The sequence below is a fragment of the Nocardia sp. CA-145437 genome (assembly GCF_050956485.1).
In the GTDB taxonomy this organism is placed as follows: Bacteria; Actinomycetota; Actinomycetes; order Mycobacteriales; family Mycobacteriaceae; genus Nocardia.
In genome coordinates this window covers 4,091,652-4,109,568 of record NZ_CP191204.1, presented here as the reverse complement: position 1 = coordinate 4,109,568, position 17,917 = coordinate 4,091,652, and the positions used below count along the sequence as shown (strand labels likewise).

Here is a 17,917-nt window from a genome sequence, read left to right as displayed (position 1 = left end):
CCGGGTCCGGGGGCGCACCCGCGCCCACGTCTTCTGTGGCCGTAAGGCGGAGGCAGTCACACTCACATGCGTATTCGCATCCCGTTCGATCCGCGGCGCAGCAAGCGCCGTACGAACCCCGACGGCACCATGTCCCTGGTGGAGCACCTCTCGGAGCTCCGCAAACGCCTGCTCATCGCGCTGGCGTGGGTGGCGATCGGCACCCTGTTCGGGTTCTTCTGGTACTCGCACACCCTGTTCGGGATCGAGAGCCTCGGTGAGATCCTGCGCGGCCCCTACTGTGCGCTCCCGGCCTCCTCGCGGGCCAATCTCAGCACCGACGGCGCCTGCCGATTGCTGGCGACCGCCCCGTTCGAGCAGTTCACGCTGCGCTTGAAGGTCGGCACCACCGCGGGTGTGGTGGTGGCCAGCCCGTTCTGGCTGTACCAGCTGTGGGCGTTCATCACCCCGGGCCTGTACGCGAAGGAACGCAAGTACGCGATCGCGTTCGTGGCGGCGGGCGCGTCGCTGTTCGTCGCGGGCGCGGTGCTGGCCTACTGGGTGGTCGCGCACGCGCTCAGCTTCCTGATGACCATCGGCAACAATGTCCAGATCACGGCGCTCTCGGGTGCGCAGTACTTCAGCTTCATCATCAAGCTGCTGGTGATCTTCGGCGTCAGCTTCGAAACGCCTTTGCTCATCGTGGGTTTGAACTTCCTCGGGGTGCTGACCTACGAACGGCTCACCAAGTGGCGGCGCGGGCTGATCTTCGGATTGTTCGTGTTCGCGGCCATCGTGACCCCGCAGGATCCGATCTCCATGCTGGCGCTGGCGTTCGCGCTGACCCTGCTGTTCGAGATCGCGGTGCAGGTCGCGCGGATCAACGACAAGCGCAAGGCCCGCAACGCGCAGGCCTGGGACAAGCTGGCCGACGACGAGGCCTCCCCGCTCGATACCGCGCCCGGCGGGGTGGACGCCGCGACCCCGGTGCCCGGCGCCGAGCCGGTCAGCGCCACACCGGTGGAGAAAACCACGGGAGTCGTGTCGGATTACTCCGATACCCTCTGACGCGTGACATCAAGGTCGCTTACTGGCGAACTGGCGGCATTCACCGCCGAACTGACATTCGAGCTCGATCCGTTCCAGCGGCAGTCGTGTGCGGCGCTCGAGGGCGGGCACAGCGTGCTCGTCTGCGCGCCCACCGGCGCCGGCAAGACGGTGGTCGGCGAGTTCGCGGTACACCTGGCCCTGGCCTCGGGCGGCAAATGCTTCTACACGACGCCCATCAAGGCGCTGTCGAACCAGAAGTTCGCCGATCTCACCGCCCGCTACGGGCGCGACGAGGTCGGTTTGCTGACCGGTGACCAGTCCATCAATCCGGACGCCTCGGTGGTGGTGATGACCACCGAGGTGCTGCGCAACATGCTCTACGCGGGATCGGATGCGCTGCGCGGGCTTTCGTACGTCGTCATGGACGAGGTGCACTACCTGGCCGACCGCTTCCGCGGCGCGGTGTGGGAAGAGGTCATCCTGCACCTGCCGCCCGAGGTGCGCCTGGTCAGCCTGTCCGCCACGGTCTCCAACGCCGAGGAGTTCGGCGCGTGGATGGAGACGGTGCGCGGCGACACCGCGGTCATCGTCGACGAGACCCGGCCGGTGCCGCTGTGGCAGCACGTCATGGTCGGCAAGCGCATGTTCGACCTGTTCGATCCCAAGTCCAGCGACGCCAAGGTCGTCGTCGACCAGGATCTGCAGCGCTACATCAAGCACCGCGAAGCCGTTGACCGGATGGACAATTGGGGCGTGCCCGGGCGCGGGCGCGGCGGGCCGCGGCGCTCGTTCCGGCCCATGCCGCGCCCCGAGGTGATCTCCCGGCTCGACGACGAGGGGCTGCTGCCCGCCATCACCTTCATCTTCAGCCGCGCGGGATGCGATGGGGCGCTGGCCCAGTGCGTGCGCTCGCGCCTGGACCTCTCCCGCGAGGACGACCGCGCGGTGATCGACGAGATCATCGAGAAGCACACCGGGGATCTGCCCAAGAGCGACCTCGAGGTGCTCGGCTACTGGGAGTGGCGCGAGGCGCTGCACCGCGGCTTCGCCGCGCACCACGCGGGCATGCTGCCCGCCTTCCGGCACACCGTCGAGGACCTGTTCGTGCGCGGACTGGTGCGCGCGGTATTCGCCACGGAGACACTGGCACTGGGCATCAACATGCCCGCGCGCACGGTGGTCCTGGAACGGCTCGTCAAGTTCAACGGCGAGAGCCACGCCGAACTGACGCCGGGGGAGTACACGCAGCTCACCGGGCGCGCCGGGCGACGCGGCATCGACGTCGAGGGTCACGCGGTGGTGCTGTGGCAGCCCGAGGTCGACACCAGCGCGGTCGCGGGTCTGGCCTCGACGCGGACCTATCCGCTGCGGTCGTCGTTCCGGCCGGGCTACAACATGTCGATCAATCTGGTCGATCGCATGGGCGCGGTGGAATCGCGTGCGCTGCTGGAGCGTTCCTTCGCCCAGTTCCAGGCGGACCGGTCGGTCGTGGGCCTGGTGCGGGGCATCGAACGCAACGAGGCCCAGCTGCGCAAGCTGCGCTCGCAGCTCGGTGACGAGAGCTTCTTCGAGTACATCCAGCTGCGCGAACGCATCCGGGACCGGGAACGGAACCTGGAACGGCAGGGCCGCACCGACCGGCGGCAGGCCGCGGTGTCGTCGCTGACCGCGCTGCGGCGCGGCGACGTGGTGGCGATTCCGTCGGGCCGCCGGCAGGGGCTGGCGGTGATCCTGGAACCCGACGCGACACCGGGGGATCCGCGTCCGCTGGTGCTCACCGAGGACAAGTGGGCCGGTCGCGTCTCGGCCGCCGACTTCCCGACCCCGGCCGAATCGCTGGGCCGGCTGCGGCTGCCCAAGCACGTGGACCACCGCACCGCGCGGGTCCGCCGCGATCTGGCCTCGGCGCTGCGCAGCACCGGCATCACCATGCCGCGCCGCCCCCGCACCGCCGGCAAGTCCAAGGCCGCCGACGACCGCGACCTGCAGACCCTGCGGCGCGCCCTGCGCAACCACCCGGCACACTCGCGGCCGGATCGAGAGCAGTTGGCGCGCATCGGGGAACGCTACAACCGCCTCGAACGCGAGACCGAGCATCTACGCCAGCAGGTGGCGGCCACCACCAACTCCCTGGCGCGCACCTTCGACCGCATCCTCGGGCTGCTCGAGGAACGCGGCTACGTCGAGAACGGCGAGGTCACCCAGGACGGGCGGCGGCTGGCCCGGATCTACGCCGAGGCGGATCTGGTTGTCGCGGAAAGCCTTCGGCAGGGGCTGTGGCGCGGGCTCGGCCCGGCCGAGCTGGCCGCGGTGGTGTCGATCCTGGTGTACGAGTCCCGGCAGGAGGGCGGCTACCTGGGGGCGTCCGGGCCCACCGCGCCCATCCGGCGGGCCGTGGACGCCACCATCGGGGTGTGGTCGCAGCTGCGCTCCGACGAGTCCCGGCACCGGGTGCAGCCCACCCGTGAACCCGACCTCGGTTTCGTCACGGGCGTCTACACCTGGGCGCGCGGCGACGACCTCGCCGACGCCCTGCTCGCCAGCGGTGATCGCGGAAACCCGCTCTCCGCGGGCGATTTCGTGCGCTGGTGCCGTCAGGTCATCGACCTGCTCGACCAGATTCACAACACCGCCGACGACGTCGAGGTGGCGGCCACGGCCAGCAAGGCGGTGCGCGCCATCCGCCGGGGTGTCGTAGCCGTGGACGCGGCGTAGTAGATACGACTGTGCTTTGATTCTTGGATGTACCGACCGCAGCGGGAGCATGCGCGTGTTCCCGCTCGGGGGGCTAGCGTGAGTACAACGGATTGCTATTGGAGGCAAGCAGATGAGCGGCCCGTACGGACCGAATGACGCCCCGGCGGGGGGCAACAACGATCCGACCCTGCAGTGGAGCGGACAGCAGCCCGCGCCCGGCGCCGGGCCGACTCAGCAGTGGGGCGGTCAGCAGCCCGCCCAGCCGACCGCGCAGTGGGGCGATCCGTCGCAGCAGCAGCCCGGCCAGCAGCCGTGGGGCCAGTCCCAGCCGCAGCAGCCCGCCCAGCCCTGGGGGCAGTCGCAGCCGCAGCAGCCGGCCCAGCAGTGGGGGCAGAGCCAGCCGCAGTGGCAGCAGCCGCAGGGCGATCAGCAGTGGGGGCAGTCGCAGCCCCAGTGGCCGCAGCAGGGTCAGCCGGGCCAGCAGGACTGGAACCAGCAGGCCGGGCAGCAGTGGCCGCAGCCCGGTCAGCAGGCGCCCGCGGGCAAGAAGAAGACCGGTGTGATCATCGGCGTGGTGGTCGCGATCGTCGTGGTGCTGGCCGCGGTCGGCGGCGGTCTGGCCTGGCTGCTGAGCAAGGACCAGCTCGACAACAGCGCCGTGCAGTCCGGGGTGCAGAAGGTTCTCAAGGACACCTACGGCATCGACGACGTGCAGGACGTGAAGTGCCCGTCGGGGCAGAAGGTCGAGGTCGACAAGACCTTCGACTGCACGCTCAAGGTGGGTGGCGAGAGCAAGAAGGTCACCATCAAGATCACCAAGGACGACGGCACCTACGAGGTCGGCCGCCCGAACTGATTTTCGAGGCAAAGATGTTGGGCCCGGGCGCGATTGGGATCGCGGCCGGGCCCTTCTGTTTGCCAGGGGTTGTCTGGATGCTCGTTGCGAGTAAGGTGGGCCGAAATTCTTTCGGTTGATCGTGATCGGGGGGCGATGTGAATTCGTTCGTTCGGGCCATCGGACTGGCCGGCACCACACTGGCGGTCGCCGGCGCGGCACTTGTCACCACCTCCTGCGCGGGGCAGGCGTCGTCGGCCGGGCCCGCGCCGTCGTCGGTCGTCGCGTCCTTCGCCGCGTCGCGGATGGAAGCTCCCGTGGTGAACGACTGTGTCGCGAACAAAGCCGTGGAGAAACCCGCGAGCATGCTGCTGGCCTGCGGTGACGGCGGGCTCAGCGTCCGCGACATCACCTGGAGCAGTTGGGGTCCCGACACCGCCGAGGGCGACGGCACCGAATACCGGCGGGTGTGCGAGCCCAGCTGCGCGGCCGGGCGCACAGCCAGCGGCGCGACCCACGTGACGCTGCGCAAGGTGCAGGACGGCTACTTCACCGAAGCCGCCATCACCGACCTCGACGGCAAGCCCGAAACGTGGCCTGTGGGACCCATTCGCCGCTGACAGCGGTCGGCTCGCAGTCGACGCGACGGACGCGTTCGGTCAGGACGCGGCGCGCTTGGCCATGGCGGTGAGCAGGCGTTTGACCGGGCTCTCCGCGTTGTAGGCGGCGGCCAGCGCGGCCAGTCGTTCCGGGTCGGCCGGGGTGCGGGGCAGCAGGTCGGGGCCGGAGTATTCGACGGTGGCGTCGCGGACGACCCGCACCACCGGGGCCGCGGCCTTCAGATAGTCGTCGGCGGCAACGAGTTTCGCGCGCACGCCCTTGGCGAGACCGGAGTCCGGGTCGGCGGCCGCCTCGCGCAGCGCCTCCACCGAGCCGAACTTGGTGATCAGCTGAGCGGCGGACTTGTCACCGATTCCGGCCACACCCGGCAGGCCGTCGGAGGCATCGCCGCGCAGCGTCGCCATATCGGCGTACGCGGGGCCCGCGATGTCCTGGGGCACACCGTATTTGGCCGACACCTCGGCCGGACCCCACAGCTCGGCCTTCGCCAGCCCGCGCCCGACGTAGAACACCCGCACCGGTGGCGCCGGTGTATCGCGGACCAGTTGCAGCAGATCGCGATCGCCGCTCACGACGATCACCTCGTCGGCGCCCTCTCGGGTGGCCAGCGTCCCGATGACGTCATCGGCCTCGAGACCCGCCGCGCCCGCGGTCGCGATGCCCGCCGCCTCGAGCAGCTCCATGATCATGTCGACCTGCGGGGTCAGGGTGTCGGGAACCTCCTCCGCGATCACCCCCGCGACCGGCTCGCCCGCGTCCACGGCCACCCGGTGCGCCTTGTACGACGGCAGCAGGTCCACCCGGAACCGCGGGCGCCAATCCAGGTCCAGGCACACCACCAGCCGGCTCGGCGCGTGCTGCTTGACCAGCGCGGCGATCATGTCGGTGAACCCGCGCAGCGCGTTCACCGGTCGCCCGTCGGGCGCGGTGATCTTCTCCGGGATCGCGTAGAACGCCCGGAACCACAGACTGGCCCCATCGAGCAGCAACAGCGGACCGGCGGCAGGGTTGCTCATAGCGCACGACCCTACCGTTCGCGTCCGACGGCGGGGCCGATGACGGCACGGGGAGTCGGACTCTCGGATTCGCGCCCGGGCCCATCGAATTCGATGCGCTGACCGTGGCCGCGGCGGGGCGAGACGGCTCGGCGCTCGGATCTGCGGGACGGAACACTCTACCGGTGGCCAGGTGCCGATCGACCATTTACAGGGCTTTGGCATCGAGCGGCTGTGTCGTTCCACCGAGCATCTGCGTCGTTCCACCAGGCCCGCGGTAGTGGCAGGACGTCGTGGGGCCCGCGGCGGGTGTGCTCAGGGCGCGGACCGGTAGCGGGGCGGCGGCGTGCGCGGGATGCCACGGTGCGATGCGGCGCACCACAGGAGGCGTTCGTGGATCGAAAGGTGCTCGGCGGCAGGGTGGTCGGGTGATGCGGTGGTGGGGGTACCCGGTGGTGGGGGTGCGAAGTTCGGTGGTGGCTGGAGGGTGGCGGGGTGGGGGAGTAGCGTCGGATGGCATGAGCTCTCATGACGAGTCACGGTTCGCGGCGGAGGTCTATGGGGCGCGGTTGGAGCGCGCCGCGCGATTGGCCAGGGATGCGCATCTGGACGCGCTGCTCATCACTCCCGGGCCTGACCTGCGGTTTCTCATGGGGTCGCGGGCGCAGTCGTTCGAGCGGCTGACCTGCCTGGTGATCCCGGCCAGCGGGGAGACGCCCTCGGTGGTGATCCCGAAGCTGGAGTTGGCCTCGCTGAAGGGGTCGGCGGCCGGGGAGCTGGGGTTGCAGATCGTGGACTGGGTCGACGGGGTCGATCCGTACCGCATCGTCAAGAGCGTGCTCAATGCCGGTGCGCGCGTGGCGGTCACCGATGTGATGCCCGCCCTGCACCTGCTGCCCATCGCCGATCAGTTTGGCTCGCTACCGGTTTCGGCCACCCCGCTGCTGCGCGAGCTGCGAATGCGCAAGGACCCCAGCGAGACCGAGGCCCTGCGGCGCGCGGGCGCGGCCATCGACCGGGTGCACGCCCGCATGGGTGAGTTCCTGCGCCCCGGCCGCACCGAGGCCGAGGTGGGCGCGGATATCGCCGCCGCCATCGTCGAGGAGGGCCACACCGAGGCCGACTTCGTCATCGTCGGCAGCGGCCCGCACGGCGCGGACCCGCACCACATGGTGTCAAACCGTGTGATCGAGCCCGGTGACGTGGTGGTCATCGATATCGGCGGCCCGGTCGAGCCCGGCTACTTCTCCGACTCCACCCGCACCTACATCCTCGGCGAGCCGAGCGAGGAGGTGGCGGCCCAGTTCGCGGAACTGGAACGCGCCCAGGCCGCCGCGGTGGCGGCCGTCCGCCCGGGCGTCACCGCCGAATCCATCGACGCCGCCGCCCGCGACGTGCTGGCCGCGGCCGAGCTGGCCGACTACTTCGTGCACCGCACCGGCCACGGCATCGGCCTGTCGGTGCACGAGGAGCCCTACATCGTGGCGGGCAACGACCTGGTCCTGCGGGAGGGCATGGCGTTCAGCATCGAGCCGGGCATCTACTTCCCCGGCCAGTGGGGCGCTCGCATCGAGGACATCGTCATCGTCACCGCGGACGGCTGCGAGTCGATGAACAAGCGTCCCCACGGCCTGACCCAGCTATAAAGCGCCACGTCGGCAACGTGATTCCCCTGCGCACCGATCGCGGCATGCCGATTCGGTGCGCGTCGGGGGATCTACGCTCGCTGCTGGTAACGGCAACCCGACCTCGGCTGGGTTGCTGGGATCAGTGGTCCAGGGCGGGAGCACCCGGCTTGAAGACGCTGCTGGCGAGGACGCGCCGGACTTCGATGGCGATGACGACGCGAGTGGGGTTCTCGCGGGGCTGGCGGTAGCGGCCGGCATAGCGGTCGACGGCGTCGGCCACCGCGGCCGGGTCGTCGAGCACGGTGGCCGGTCCCTCGAGGGTGATCCAGCGCGGCCCGTCGACCTGGCTCACCGCCGCGTACCCGGAGCGGCGCACATTGTTGACCTTCACCGAGCCGTCATTGGTGATGATGCGGGCGATCCCGGCCTCCGGATCCCAGGTGAATCCGACGGCGACGACGTGCGGGGTGCCGTCGGCGCGCAGCGTGGACAGGGTGGCCAGGTGACGCTCGGTGACGAAGTCGGCGGCGGCGGGGGACAGTTCGGGGCGTGCGGCGGTGCTGGTCATGATTCGACGCTAGCAATCCGCCGTCGGGCGCACCGGGCGGCGGTGCCCGGGTGGCACACTGTGGGCCATGGGTTTCGGATCGCGGGACGTCGACAAGGGCGTCGTACTGGTGCTGGGCGGGCGCAGTGAGATCGGGCTGGAAGTGGCGCGCCGGCTGTCGCCGGGCCGGGAGGTCATTCTCGCGGCGCGCGGCGCCGACCGGTTACAGGCGCAGACCAAGGAGCTGCTGATCGCGGAGGCCGCGGCGGTGCACTGCGTCGAGTTCGACGCCGACGACATGGCCTCGCACCAGCCGCTGCTGGAGAAGATCATCGCCGAGCACGGGCGCATCGGTGTCGCGGTGGTGGCCTTCGGAATCCTCGGGGATCAGGCACTGGCCGAACAGGACCCCGAACACGCGGTCGCGATCGTGCAGACCGATTTCGTGGCGCAGGTCAGCGTGCTGACCAGTCTGGCGAACCTGCTGCGCGAGCAGGGTGACGGGCAGATCGTGGTGTTCAGCTCCATCGCCGGCGTGCGGGTGCGGCGCGCCAACTACGTGTACGGATCGGCCAAGGCGGGCCTGGACGGCTTCGCCGGCGGCCTGCAGATGGCCCTCGAGGGCAGCGGTGTGCACCTGCTGACGGTGCGGTCCGGCTTCGTCATCGGCCGCATGACCGCGGGCATGAAGCCCGCCATCATGTCGAGCACCCCGGACCAGGTGGCCGACGCGGTGGTGGCGAGCCTGTACCGGCGCGCCCGCACTGTCGATGTGCCGCGCCGCATTCGGCTGCTGTTCATCGCCATGCGCTTCACGCCCTACGCGGTGTGGCGGCGGGCCCGCCGATGACCGAGCTTCCCGCGCCGTCGGTCCCGATCGCCGTGATCGGGATCGGGGCCGACGGCTGGGACGGTCTGGGCGGTCCGGCGCGGCGCGAGGTCGCCGCCTGCGACGTCCTGCTCGGCTCCACACGGCAATTGGCGCTGATCCCGGAGGGCGAGACGGGCGCGGAGCGGGTGGCGTGGCCCTCGCCGCTGGTGCCCGCCCTCCCGGGACTGCTCCGCGAGTACGCCGACCGCAAGCTGGGTGTCCTCGCCAGCGGCGACCCGATGTTCTTCGGCATCGGCGTGACCCTGACGAAACTGGTTGGCGCCCAAGCGCTGCGCGTGCTGCCGCAGCCGTCGTCGGTGTCGCTGGCGTGCGCCCGTCTGGGCTGGGCGCTGGATGCGACACCGGTCGTCAGCGCGGTCGGCCGGCGCGTGGAGACCGTGCTCCCGGAATTGTCCTCCGGCCGCCGGATTCTCGTCCTGAGCTCCGACGAGCACACTCCGGCCGCGGTAGCGGAGCTGCTGGCACGCAATGGATTCGGCGAATCGGCTCTCACGGTCCTGGAACAGCTCGGCGGCCCCGCCGAACGCCTGGTGACCGGTACCGCCGCGCGCTGGGATCACCCCCTGGGTGATGCGTTGAACATCATCGCGATCGGCTGCGTGGCCGATCCGTCGGCACCGCGGCTGACCCGTGTGCCCGGCCTCCCCGACGAGGTCTACGACGGCGACGGCCAGCTCACCAAGTCGGAGGTGCGGGCCCTCACCCTGTCGGCGCTGGCCCCCGCGCCCGGCGAACTGCTGTGGGATGTCGGCGGCGGATCCGGGACCATCGCGATCGAATGGTGCCGCACCCACCCGTCCTGCCGGGCGGTCACGTTCGAACGAGTCGAGAGCCGCCGCAAGCAGATCGCCGCCAACGCGGCCACCCTCGGCGTCCCCGGCATCGATGTCCACGGCCCGGCCCCCGACGCCTTCGCCGATCTCCCGGCCCCCGACGCGATCTTCGTCGGTGGCGGCCTGACGCAGGACGGAATGTTCGACGCCTGCTGGTCGCGCCTGCGTCCCGGTGGGCGTCTGGTCGCGAGCGCCGTCACCGCCGAATCCGACAGCCTGCTGCTGCGCCTGGCCGACGAGCACGGAGGCACACTGCGCCGCTTCCAGATCTACCGCGCCGAACCCCTCGGCGGCTTCACCGCCTGGCGCCCCCAACTCCCGGTCACCCACTGGGTGGCGACGAAACCGGCCGCGCCGCAAGGCTAGCCACGCGGAGGGGTCGTCCGTGGTGCGGCGGACATGGGCGCCGCGCTGCCGGCGATGTCGCGAACCGCAGCTGGGCGCGCGGTGCGCCATGCCGCGAGATCGGCGCGACGTGAGGCGGTGTGGGACGCGCGAATACCCACGCCGCCAGATTGGGCGCGGCGCAGGGTGGTTTCGCGACGAGACGTCGGGTGCGGCGTCGGCCGGCGCGGTCAGCCGACCGGCGGAAGCGCGAGCGGGCCGGGTTCGAAGACGGTGACCAGGACGACGATATTCCCGTAGGGGGCGGAGCCGTTGGCGAGGCGGTGGGCGGCCTTGGCCAGTGAGGTGCGCCAGCCGTACTTGGCGTCGATCGCCGCTTCTACCTGGGTTAGCAGGTCGCCCTGGGCGACCAGGTTGGCGTGGCCCATGAGCTGACGGCTGCCGACGGCCGGGTTGCCGCGCCAGTCCCCGGGCTGGACCAGGACGCGGGGGTCGAGGGCGAGTTGCTCGGCTTCGGCGGCGAACGACGAGACGCGGAAGGCGAGACCGTTGTCGCCGAAGGGAATCACCAGGCGCGGGGCGGTGACCAGTTGGCGGTGTCCGAGCGTCCGGGTGACCAGTGCGGTCTTGGCCTTCTCCCACACCGTCGACGGCCGCGCCGCCGCGGCCCGGGCCGGTATGGTCGGGGCCGGTGTGGCTGCCACGGCCACCGTGGGTCGCGCGAACGGGGTGCGGCCGACCGCCGCGTCGATGGTCATATCGGTCATCGCCTTCGATCCTTCCGTGCCGATTCCTCTGCCGGGGCTCGGTGTCGGGCGCGTGCGAGCCGGTGCGGTTCGGCACCAACACGGCGTTTGCCGTGTATTCGCTCATCAGGCGGCGACCCTCTCACTGTCGGTCGGTTCATCCGGTCCGCGCAAGAGCGACACACTGGGCCGCTCATTGAGTTTCGCCACTCGTCACCTTCGGGCCGCCCTGCCCCAACGCATCTCGACGGCACTGAGCCCTCCCCTTCGATAGTCCCGGCGTTTCGCGGATCCGGCAACGACACTGGTCAGGCGCATGTGCGCCGGTAACGGAAAAGTCGCTCCAGGCGGCCTCAGTGGGACGCAGGCGCATTGGTGACGTGTCTCGAATCCTGTGGCCGGAACAGAGCGGTCTGTACGAGGCCGGGCTCACGGACCGGTGTCGTGTTTACTGGCGGTATGGCGCTGTTCGGTCGAATGGTCTCGGCCGGTTCGCGATTCGCGAATCGTCGCGGTATCTATCTGGGTCGTCGGTCCACGACGGTGCATGTGCGCGTCTATCGATGGTCGCGTGGCCGGATCGGCGGGCGCGTGCCCGGCTGGCGGGGCGGCCGCATCCTGCTGCTGGATCACGTCGGCGCGCGCAGCGGCGTGCGCCGGACCTCGCCGCTGATGTACGTCGAGGCGGACGGCGTGCTGGCGGTCGCGGCGTCGAAGGCGGGGGAGCCGGAGCATCCCGCCTGGTTCCACAATCTGCTCGCGCACCCGGACACGGTCGTCGAGGTCGGCGGTGCGGTGCGGCCGGTGCACGCGCGCGTGGCGACCGCGGACGAACGGGAGCGGTGGTGGCCGCGGTTCGTGGCGGCGATGCCGGACTTCGCGTTCTATCAGGAGCGCGCGGCCGGACGGTTGATCCCGGTGGTGCTGCTCGAGCCGCGGTGACGGCGCCACGTCGGGCTGTCCGTCCGACCCGAATTGCCCTGCCCCCGTGTGGAACAACGTTGTTTGACCTGTTGGGGGCCGGTTTCGCCTAGGCTGGCCCGCGTGAGTGCTGCCGTGTCGCGAACGATCGCTTTGCCGCACTGCCGGGTGAGTTACGCCGAGTACGGTGCGGGGGATGGGATGCCGGTGCTGTACTGCCACGGCGTCCCCGGAACGCATGTCGAGGGTGAGGCTTTCGACGAAGCCGGAGCCGCTGCCGGGGTCCGCATCATCGCGGTCGACCGCCCCGGCATGGCGGAATCGTCGCTACCGGCGGGGGAGCAGGTCGCCGACTGGGCGGCCACCGTGGCCGCCCTGGCGGACCGGCTGGGCCTGAACCGTTTCGGCGTGATCGGCGTGAGCGGCGGCGGCCCTTTCGCCCTCGCCGTCGCGGCCCGCCTGCCCGATCGCGTCACCGGCGTGGCCCTCGTGTCCGCCCCCGCCCCGACCAGCGAACAGCCCGCCGCCGCGGATCTCGACCCGGTGGCGCTCCGCCGGCGCAAGGGCTTGAACGTCCTGCGCCGCGTCCCGTTCCTGGTCCACCCCATGGCCCTCGAGATGTCGGTGGTCATCCGCCGCCGCAATGGCGTCGCGGGCCTCGTCTCACAGATGGCCCCCGTCGACCGCGACCGCGTCGAGGCCGACCCGGAGCTCTCCGCCAAACTCGACACCAACCTCCGCCGCAGCTTCGAACAGGGCAGCCGCGGTTTCGCCGCCGACATCCGCTTGGTCTTCACCCGCGACTGGGGCTTCGACCTGACCGAGGTGACCGCCCCCGTCCAGGTCTGGCACGGCGAAGCCGACGGCAATGTCCCCGCCGCCGACGCCACCAGCCTGGCCGCGGCCCTCCCACGGGCCCGCCTGCACCTTGTGCCCGATGCCGGTCACCTGCTGTTCGTCGAGCGATCCGCCGACATCCTGGCCTCGCTGCGAGCCGATCCGGCCTGAGCGGCCGCACCCGCGCCGGGCCGCGCCGACGATCACCGGCTCGGTGTGGTGTGAGGTGTGGCGCGGCCGGGAATGCCCGGCCGCCCGGCCGGCTTACAGAGGCGGGAGGGATCAGCTGGTGGAGGCGAGCGATGGCGGTGCGTGAATCGGAGGTCCGGGTGGTCCCGGCCGCGGGTCGGTGGCGGTGGCGCAGCGAGTGGCTCGACTCCCGGCAGTCGTTTCCCGCGACCGGAAATTTCGATCTGGCGGCGAACGCGCACGGCCTGCTCATGATCCACAACGAGGACATCGTCGATCCCGGTGAGGGGTTCGACACCCATCAGCACCGGGATATGGAGATCGTGACCTGGGTGCTGGAAGGCACTGTCGTGCACCAGGATTCGGCGGGCAATTCCGGTCTGATCCATCCCGGCATGGCGCAGCGGATGAGCGCGGGCGCCGGAATCATGCATTCGGAGCGCAATGGTGCGGGCTATCTGGAGCGGGAGCGGCTGCATGTCGTGCAGATGTGGGTGCCGCCCGACGAGCCCGGGGTGACCCCCGGCTATCAGGAATTGGATATCGCCGACCGGTTGACCGGTAACAGTCTGGTCACCGTCGCGTCCGGGATGCGCCGGGACCGCGATCGGACGGCCATCGCGATCGGCAACAGTGGAGCCGCCTTCCATGTGGCGAGGCTCGACCCCGGCCACGCCATCCAGGTCCCCGACGCGCCGTACGGCCATGTCTTCGTGGCCCGCGGATCGGTGGATTTCGAGGGCTCCGGCCGGCTGTCGCAGGGCGATGCGGTGCGCATATCCGCAGGTGGCGGGCACATTGTGACCGCGCTCGAGCCTGCCGAGGTGCTGATCTGGGAGATGCATACCGCACTGGCCTGAGTGTGTGCTCAGGCACGATTGTTAGAGATTATTTCCGAAAGGTGGCATTCTTTAAGGCTGAGAACGGGCTGTCGAACTGATCGCCCGGCTCGCTACAGAAAGAACGCATTCAGTAATGACGCAAGGCACTGTGAAGTGGTTTAACGGCGAAAAGGGATTCGGCTTCATCGCCCAGGACGGTGGCGGCGCCGATGTCTTCGTCCACTACTCCGCGATTACCGGCTCCGGGTTCAAGTCGCTCGATGAGGGTCAGCGCGTCGAGTTCGAAATCGGCGAAGGCCAGAAGGGCCCGCAGGCCCAGCAGGTCCGCGCCATCTAAGTCGTCGACCACGAGGAAGCCCGCGCATCACCGCGCGGGCTTTTTTGTGCCCGCGTTCTCCGCCCCAGGCGTCACCATCACCTGGGAGCCGGGCCGCTGCCGCCACGCCCAGGAGTGCGTCCACGGCCTCCCCTCGGTCTTCGACCGCGACCGCCGCCCGTCGATCGATCCATCCGCGGCCTCGGTCGACGAGATCGTCGAAGTGATCGACCGCTGCCCGAGCTACGCCCTCGGCTACCGCACCGACGACGGCCGCACCCGCGCCGCCCCGCCGGAGTAGCTCGACCCGATCCACGCAAGCTCCCTGGCCGACGCCGTGAAGGCCATGCGGAAAGTCCGCGCATCGGTGACCTTCGGCCCTTCTCGGCGCTGTGCGCGGACCGGCACTCTCGGCATGAACGTGATGTGTCCGGTGTGCCGAGAACGTGGAGGTGGTGCGATGCTGCGGGCGTCCGAGGCGTGGACCTCGATGGCGTTTCCGGACGTGGTCGTCGTCGCCCGAGGCCGGGTGCCGGTGCTCGAAGGCGAGCGGTACGCCGGGGCGGTGGGCCGGCAGTTGCGGCGGATGCGGGCGGAAGACGGTGCGCGGCTGCGGATCACCGGGCCGAACTGCGATATCGGCCCCTATCTGGCCCAGGTGAACCTGTCGGTCGACGGAATCCCGGTGCGGGTTCAGACGCTGACCCATGGCGCGGGAGACGCCCTGCCGGTCGTCGTGCGGCTGGAACGCCGGATTCTGGCTCTGCGCACGGCATGGCGGCCGCGCACCTGGCCCGACCCTGACCATCGACCGTTGGACGCGCCTGGACCGGGAGTCATCGCGCGCCGCAAATCCGCTTCGCTGCAGACCCTCTCGCCGTCGCACGCGGCCATGATGATGGACCGGATGGACTACGACGCCCACGTGTTCACCGACATCGAGACCGGCGAGGACGCCGTCGTCTACCGGGCTGGTCCCTCGGGGCTCCGGCTCACGCGTCAACGCAGTGTCCATCCGCCGCGGGTGGACGGCGATGTGGCCGGGCCGTTCGTCGTGAACCCCCGACCGGCCCCCACGCTCACCGAAGTCGCTGCGGTGCAGCGGGTTTGCGAGAGCGGATGGCCGTTCCTGTTCTTCGTCGATCCGGCCACCGGTCGCGGGCGGCTGCTGTACCGCCGCTACGACGGCGATCTGGGGCTCGTCACCGCTGACGGCGGGTAATCGCGAGCCCGAAGGCTCACAGTTCGCTTCCCCTATCGGTTGTCACCCCGATGCGTGTCTGCCGCGCAGCCGCATACGGGGTAGGCGGCCATGTTTCACCCTCTCCCATTCCTGTTCCCGGAAATGAAAGGCGGACAATCCCTTGGCGCGAGATCTGACTCAGCTGGAGATCCTGACCGAACTCGAATCCGATGCCGCGGCGGCGCTGAACCGGCATCTGTCGATGGCCAAGGACTGGCATCCGCACGACTACATCCCGTGGGACGAAGGCCGGAACTTCGCGTCGCTGGGCGGAACCGACTGGGAGCCTGAGCAATCGCAGCTGTCCGAGGTGGCGAAGGCGGCGCTGATCACCAATCTGCTCACCGAGGACAATCTGCCTTCGTATCACCGGGAAATCGCGGAGAACTTCTCGCGGGATGGCGCCTGGGGCTCGTGGGTCGGGCGATGGACCGCCGAGGAGGCGAGGCACAGCATCGTGCTGCGTGACTATCTCGTCGTGACCCGTGGCGTCGATCCGGTCGCGCTCGAGAACGACCGGATGGCGCACATGGCGAACGGCTTCGCCCCGCCCGTCGATCAGCTCACCGCGCAGGGGCAGGCGGGATTCCTGTATTCGGTTGCGTACGTGTCGTTCCAGGAGCTGGCGACCCGGATCAGCCACCGCAATACCGCCGCGGTCTGCGACGACCCGATCGCCGATCGGATGCTGCAGCGCGTCGCCCTGGACGAGAACCTGCACATGATCTTCTACCGCACCCTGTGCGGCGCCGCCCTGGATCTGGTTCCCGATCAGGCGATGGAGGCCATCGACCTGATCGTGGAGAATTTCCGGATGCCCGGCGCCGGGATGCCGAACTTCCGTCGGCACGGCGTGCTCATGGCCAAGCACGGGATCTACGATCTGCGCCAGCACCTCGAGGAAGTGCTGGAGCCGGTCATGCGGCAGTGGAACATCTTCGGCCGCGACGATTTCGGGCCGCGCGGCGAACAGGCCCGGGAACGCCTCGCTGGATTCCTCGAGAACCTCGCGAAGAACCAGATTCCGCGTTTCGAGGAACACCGCGACCGCGCACTCGCGCGGGAGGCGGCCCGGGTCTGACCGCGAACCGCCGGGCTACACCATCGTGTCGCCCGGCGGCAGCCCGAAAGCGTGATTGCCGTACATGACGTAGACGCGCTCGGCGTCATTTGCCGCGTGGACCCGCCCGGCGTGCGCGTCACGCCAGAACCGCTGCAGCGCGGTGCCTTCGGCCAGCGCCGTCGCCCCCGCCGCCTCGAACAGCCGGTCGATGGACGCGATGGCCCGTCCGGTGGCCCGCACCTGGTCGCGACGAGCGGCCGCCCGCAGCGCGAACGGGATATCGCGGCCCGCGACGAGGTGCGCGTATTCCTCGGCCACGTGGCCGGACAGTTGCCGCCAGGCGGCGTCGATATCGCTGGCGGCCTCGGCGATGCGCACCTTGGCGAACGGATCGTCCTTGGCCTGTTCGCCCGCGAACGCCGCGCGCACTCGTGTGCCCTGGTGCTCGACGTGCGCGGCGTAGGCGCCGTAGGCCATGCCGACGATGGGGGTGGAGATGGTGGTGGGATGAATGGTGCCCCAGGGCATCCGGTACACCGGGTCCGGATTGACCTCCAGGCCGGGCGATTTCAGCTCGCCCATGGTCCGGAAGCTCAGGAAGCGGTGTTCGGGGACGAAGACCCGCTCGACGACCACGGTATTGGATCCGGTGCCGCGCAGTCCGACCACATGCCAGACATCCTCGATGCGGTAGTCGTCGCGGGGGATGAGGAACGAGCCGAAGTCGACGGGCTTGCCGTTGTCGAGGACCGGGCCTCCGACGAACACCCAGTCGGCGTGATCACAGCCGGACGACCACGCCCACGCCCCGGTGACCAGATAGCCGCCCGCGACCTTCGTGCCCGCGCCCAGGGGCGCGTAGGAGGACGCGACGCGGGCATCGGTGTTCTCGCCCCAGACGTCCTGCTGCGCTTGCTGATCGAACAGCGCCAGATGCCAGTTGTGGATGCCGAGGATGCCGGCCACCCAGCCGGTGGAACCGCAGGCGCTCGCGATCGTGCGGACGGTGTCGTAGAAGATGACCGGGTCCGCGGCCAGACCGCCCCACCGGCGGGGCTGGAGCAGGGTGAAGAACCCGGTCTCCTGGAGATCCTTGATGGACTGGTCCGGGATCCGGCGCAGCCGCTCGGTTTCCTGGACTCGTTCGCGCAGTGCCGGAAGGACCGCTGCGACGCGGTCGATGATGTCCTGGGTCATCTCGCGGAATGCTCCTGACTGTCGGGCGGCCGGCTGTCCGACCGCCATTTGTAGAACACGTTCTCGTCAATATCGAGCACCGTTTCGCCGAGGGCTAGTGGAGCAAATAACCGAATAGTAGGGACTTTCGGCCATTGTCAC

General features: G+C 69.9%; 18 protein-coding genes. 14 read left to right on the top strand and 4 right to left on the bottom strand.

Features of this window, described 5'->3' with window-relative positions:
• The first annotated feature begins 72 nt into the window (after nt 1–72).
• From tatC to ACQPYY_RS19110, 4 genes are all read left to right on the top strand, one after another.
• Nucleotides 73–1,047 carry a twin-arginine translocase subunit TatC gene (gene tatC, locus ACQPYY_RS19125; protein WP_433594679.1) on the top strand — a complete coding sequence of 325 codons (975 nt, stop codon included), beginning with the start codon at nt 73–75 and terminating at the stop codon, nt 1,045–1,047.
• Between the two features lie 3 nt (nt 1,048–1,050).
• Nucleotides 1,051–3,744 (top strand): DEAD/DEAH box helicase, encoded by a 2,694-nt coding sequence (locus ACQPYY_RS19120; protein WP_433590416.1) that lies wholly within the window; start codon nt 1,051–1,053, stop codon nt 3,742–3,744.
• Nucleotides 3,745–3,856: 112 nt separating this feature from the next.
• Nucleotides 3,857–4,582, top strand: a complete 726-nt coding sequence (locus ACQPYY_RS19115; RefSeq protein WP_433590415.1) for a DUF4333 domain-containing protein — start codon at nt 3,857–3,859, stop codon at nt 4,580–4,582.
• Nucleotides 4,583–4,719: 137 nt separating this feature from the next.
• Entirely contained in the window at nt 4,720–5,181 is a 462-nt protein-coding gene (locus ACQPYY_RS19110; RefSeq protein ID WP_433590414.1) for a hypothetical protein, read from the top strand.
• Between the two features lie 39 nt (nt 5,182–5,220).
• On the opposite strand, the gene ACQPYY_RS19105 is transcribed toward ACQPYY_RS19110, so the two are convergent.
• Nucleotides 5,221–6,198 (bottom strand): 5'-3' exonuclease, encoded by a 978-nt coding sequence (locus ACQPYY_RS19105; protein WP_433590413.1) that lies wholly within the window; start codon nt 6,196–6,198, stop codon nt 5,221–5,223.
• A gap of 497 nt (nt 6,199–6,695) precedes the next feature.
• On the opposite strand from ACQPYY_RS19105, the gene ACQPYY_RS19100 reads away from it, so the two are divergent.
• Nucleotides 6,696–7,823 (top strand): M24 family metallopeptidase, encoded by a 1,128-nt coding sequence (locus tag ACQPYY_RS19100; RefSeq protein WP_433590412.1) that lies wholly within the window; start codon nt 6,696–6,698, stop codon nt 7,821–7,823.
• Nucleotides 7,824–7,944: 121 nt separating this feature from the next.
• On the opposite strand, the gene ACQPYY_RS19095 is transcribed toward ACQPYY_RS19100, so the two are convergent.
• Nucleotides 7,945–8,373, bottom strand: a complete 429-nt coding sequence (locus tag ACQPYY_RS19095) for a PPOX class F420-dependent oxidoreductase (RefSeq protein ID WP_379107071.1) — start codon at nt 8,371–8,373, stop codon at nt 7,945–7,947.
• Between the two features lie 67 nt (nt 8,374–8,440).
• Between ACQPYY_RS19095 and ACQPYY_RS19090 the strand changes: the two genes are divergently transcribed.
• The gene (locus ACQPYY_RS19090; protein ID WP_433590411.1) at nt 8,441–9,202 is read left to right on the top strand and encodes an SDR family NAD(P)-dependent oxidoreductase; all 762 of its coding nucleotides are present in this window, start codon (nt 8,441–8,443) and stop codon (nt 9,200–9,202) included.
• The gene (gene cbiE, locus ACQPYY_RS19085; RefSeq protein ID WP_433590410.1) at nt 9,199–10,443 is read left to right on the top strand and encodes a precorrin-6y C5,15-methyltransferase (decarboxylating) subunit CbiE; all 1,245 of its coding nucleotides are present in this window, start codon (nt 9,199–9,201) and stop codon (nt 10,441–10,443) included. The genes ACQPYY_RS19090 and cbiE overlap by 4 nt, the downstream gene beginning before the upstream one ends.
• 209 nt (nt 10,444–10,652) lie before the next feature.
• On the opposite strand, the gene ACQPYY_RS19080 is transcribed toward cbiE, so the two are convergent.
• On the bottom strand, nt 10,653–11,189 hold the full coding sequence (locus ACQPYY_RS19080) for a hypothetical protein (protein ID WP_433590409.1): 537 nt from the start codon (nt 11,187–11,189) through the stop codon (nt 10,653–10,655).
• 438 nt (nt 11,190–11,627) lie between these two features.
• Between ACQPYY_RS19080 and ACQPYY_RS19075 the strand changes: the two genes are divergently transcribed.
• The 7 genes from ACQPYY_RS19075 (at nt 11,628) to ACQPYY_RS19045 (ending at nt 16,597) form a co-directional block, all read left to right on the top strand.
• On the top strand, nt 11,628–12,110 hold the full coding sequence (locus ACQPYY_RS19075; RefSeq protein WP_433590408.1) for a nitroreductase family deazaflavin-dependent oxidoreductase: 483 nt from the start codon (nt 11,628–11,630) through the stop codon (nt 12,108–12,110).
• A 102-nt stretch (nt 12,111–12,212) separates the two neighbouring features.
• Entirely contained in the window at nt 12,213–13,097 is an 885-nt protein-coding gene (locus tag ACQPYY_RS19070; RefSeq protein ID WP_433590407.1) for an alpha/beta fold hydrolase, read from the top strand.
• 131 nt (nt 13,098–13,228) lie between these two features.
• Nucleotides 13,229–13,975, top strand: a complete 747-nt coding sequence (locus ACQPYY_RS19065) for a pirin family protein (RefSeq protein WP_433590406.1) — start codon at nt 13,229–13,231, stop codon at nt 13,973–13,975.
• Between the two features lie 115 nt (nt 13,976–14,090).
• Nucleotides 14,091–14,294, top strand: coding sequence for a cold-shock protein (locus ACQPYY_RS19060; RefSeq protein ID WP_357085479.1), 204 nt, complete (start codon nt 14,091–14,093; stop codon nt 14,292–14,294).
• A 46-nt stretch (nt 14,295–14,340) separates the two neighbouring features.
• Nucleotides 14,341–14,574, top strand: coding sequence for a (4Fe-4S)-binding protein (locus ACQPYY_RS19055; protein WP_433590405.1), 234 nt, complete (start codon nt 14,341–14,343; stop codon nt 14,572–14,574).
• Between the two features lie 159 nt (nt 14,575–14,733).
• Complete coding sequence (locus ACQPYY_RS19050; RefSeq protein WP_433590404.1) at nt 14,734–15,495, top strand: sigma 54 modulation/S30EA ribosomal C-terminal domain-containing protein; 762 nt, start codon at nt 14,734–14,736, stop codon at nt 15,493–15,495.
• A 142-nt stretch (nt 15,496–15,637) separates the two neighbouring features.
• Nucleotides 15,638–16,597, top strand: coding sequence for an acyl-ACP desaturase (locus ACQPYY_RS19045; RefSeq protein WP_433590402.1), 960 nt, complete (start codon nt 15,638–15,640; stop codon nt 16,595–16,597).
• Between the two features lie 15 nt (nt 16,598–16,612).
• Here ACQPYY_RS19045 and hsaA read toward each other — a convergent pair whose 3' ends face one another.
• Nucleotides 16,613–17,776 carry a 3-hydroxy-9,10-secoandrosta-1,3,5(10)-triene-9,17-dione monooxygenase oxygenase subunit gene (gene hsaA / locus ACQPYY_RS19040; RefSeq protein WP_433590401.1) on the bottom strand — a complete coding sequence of 388 codons (1,164 nt, stop codon included), beginning with the start codon at nt 17,774–17,776 and terminating at the stop codon, nt 16,613–16,615.
• Between the last annotated feature and the right edge of the window lie 141 nt (nt 17,777–17,917).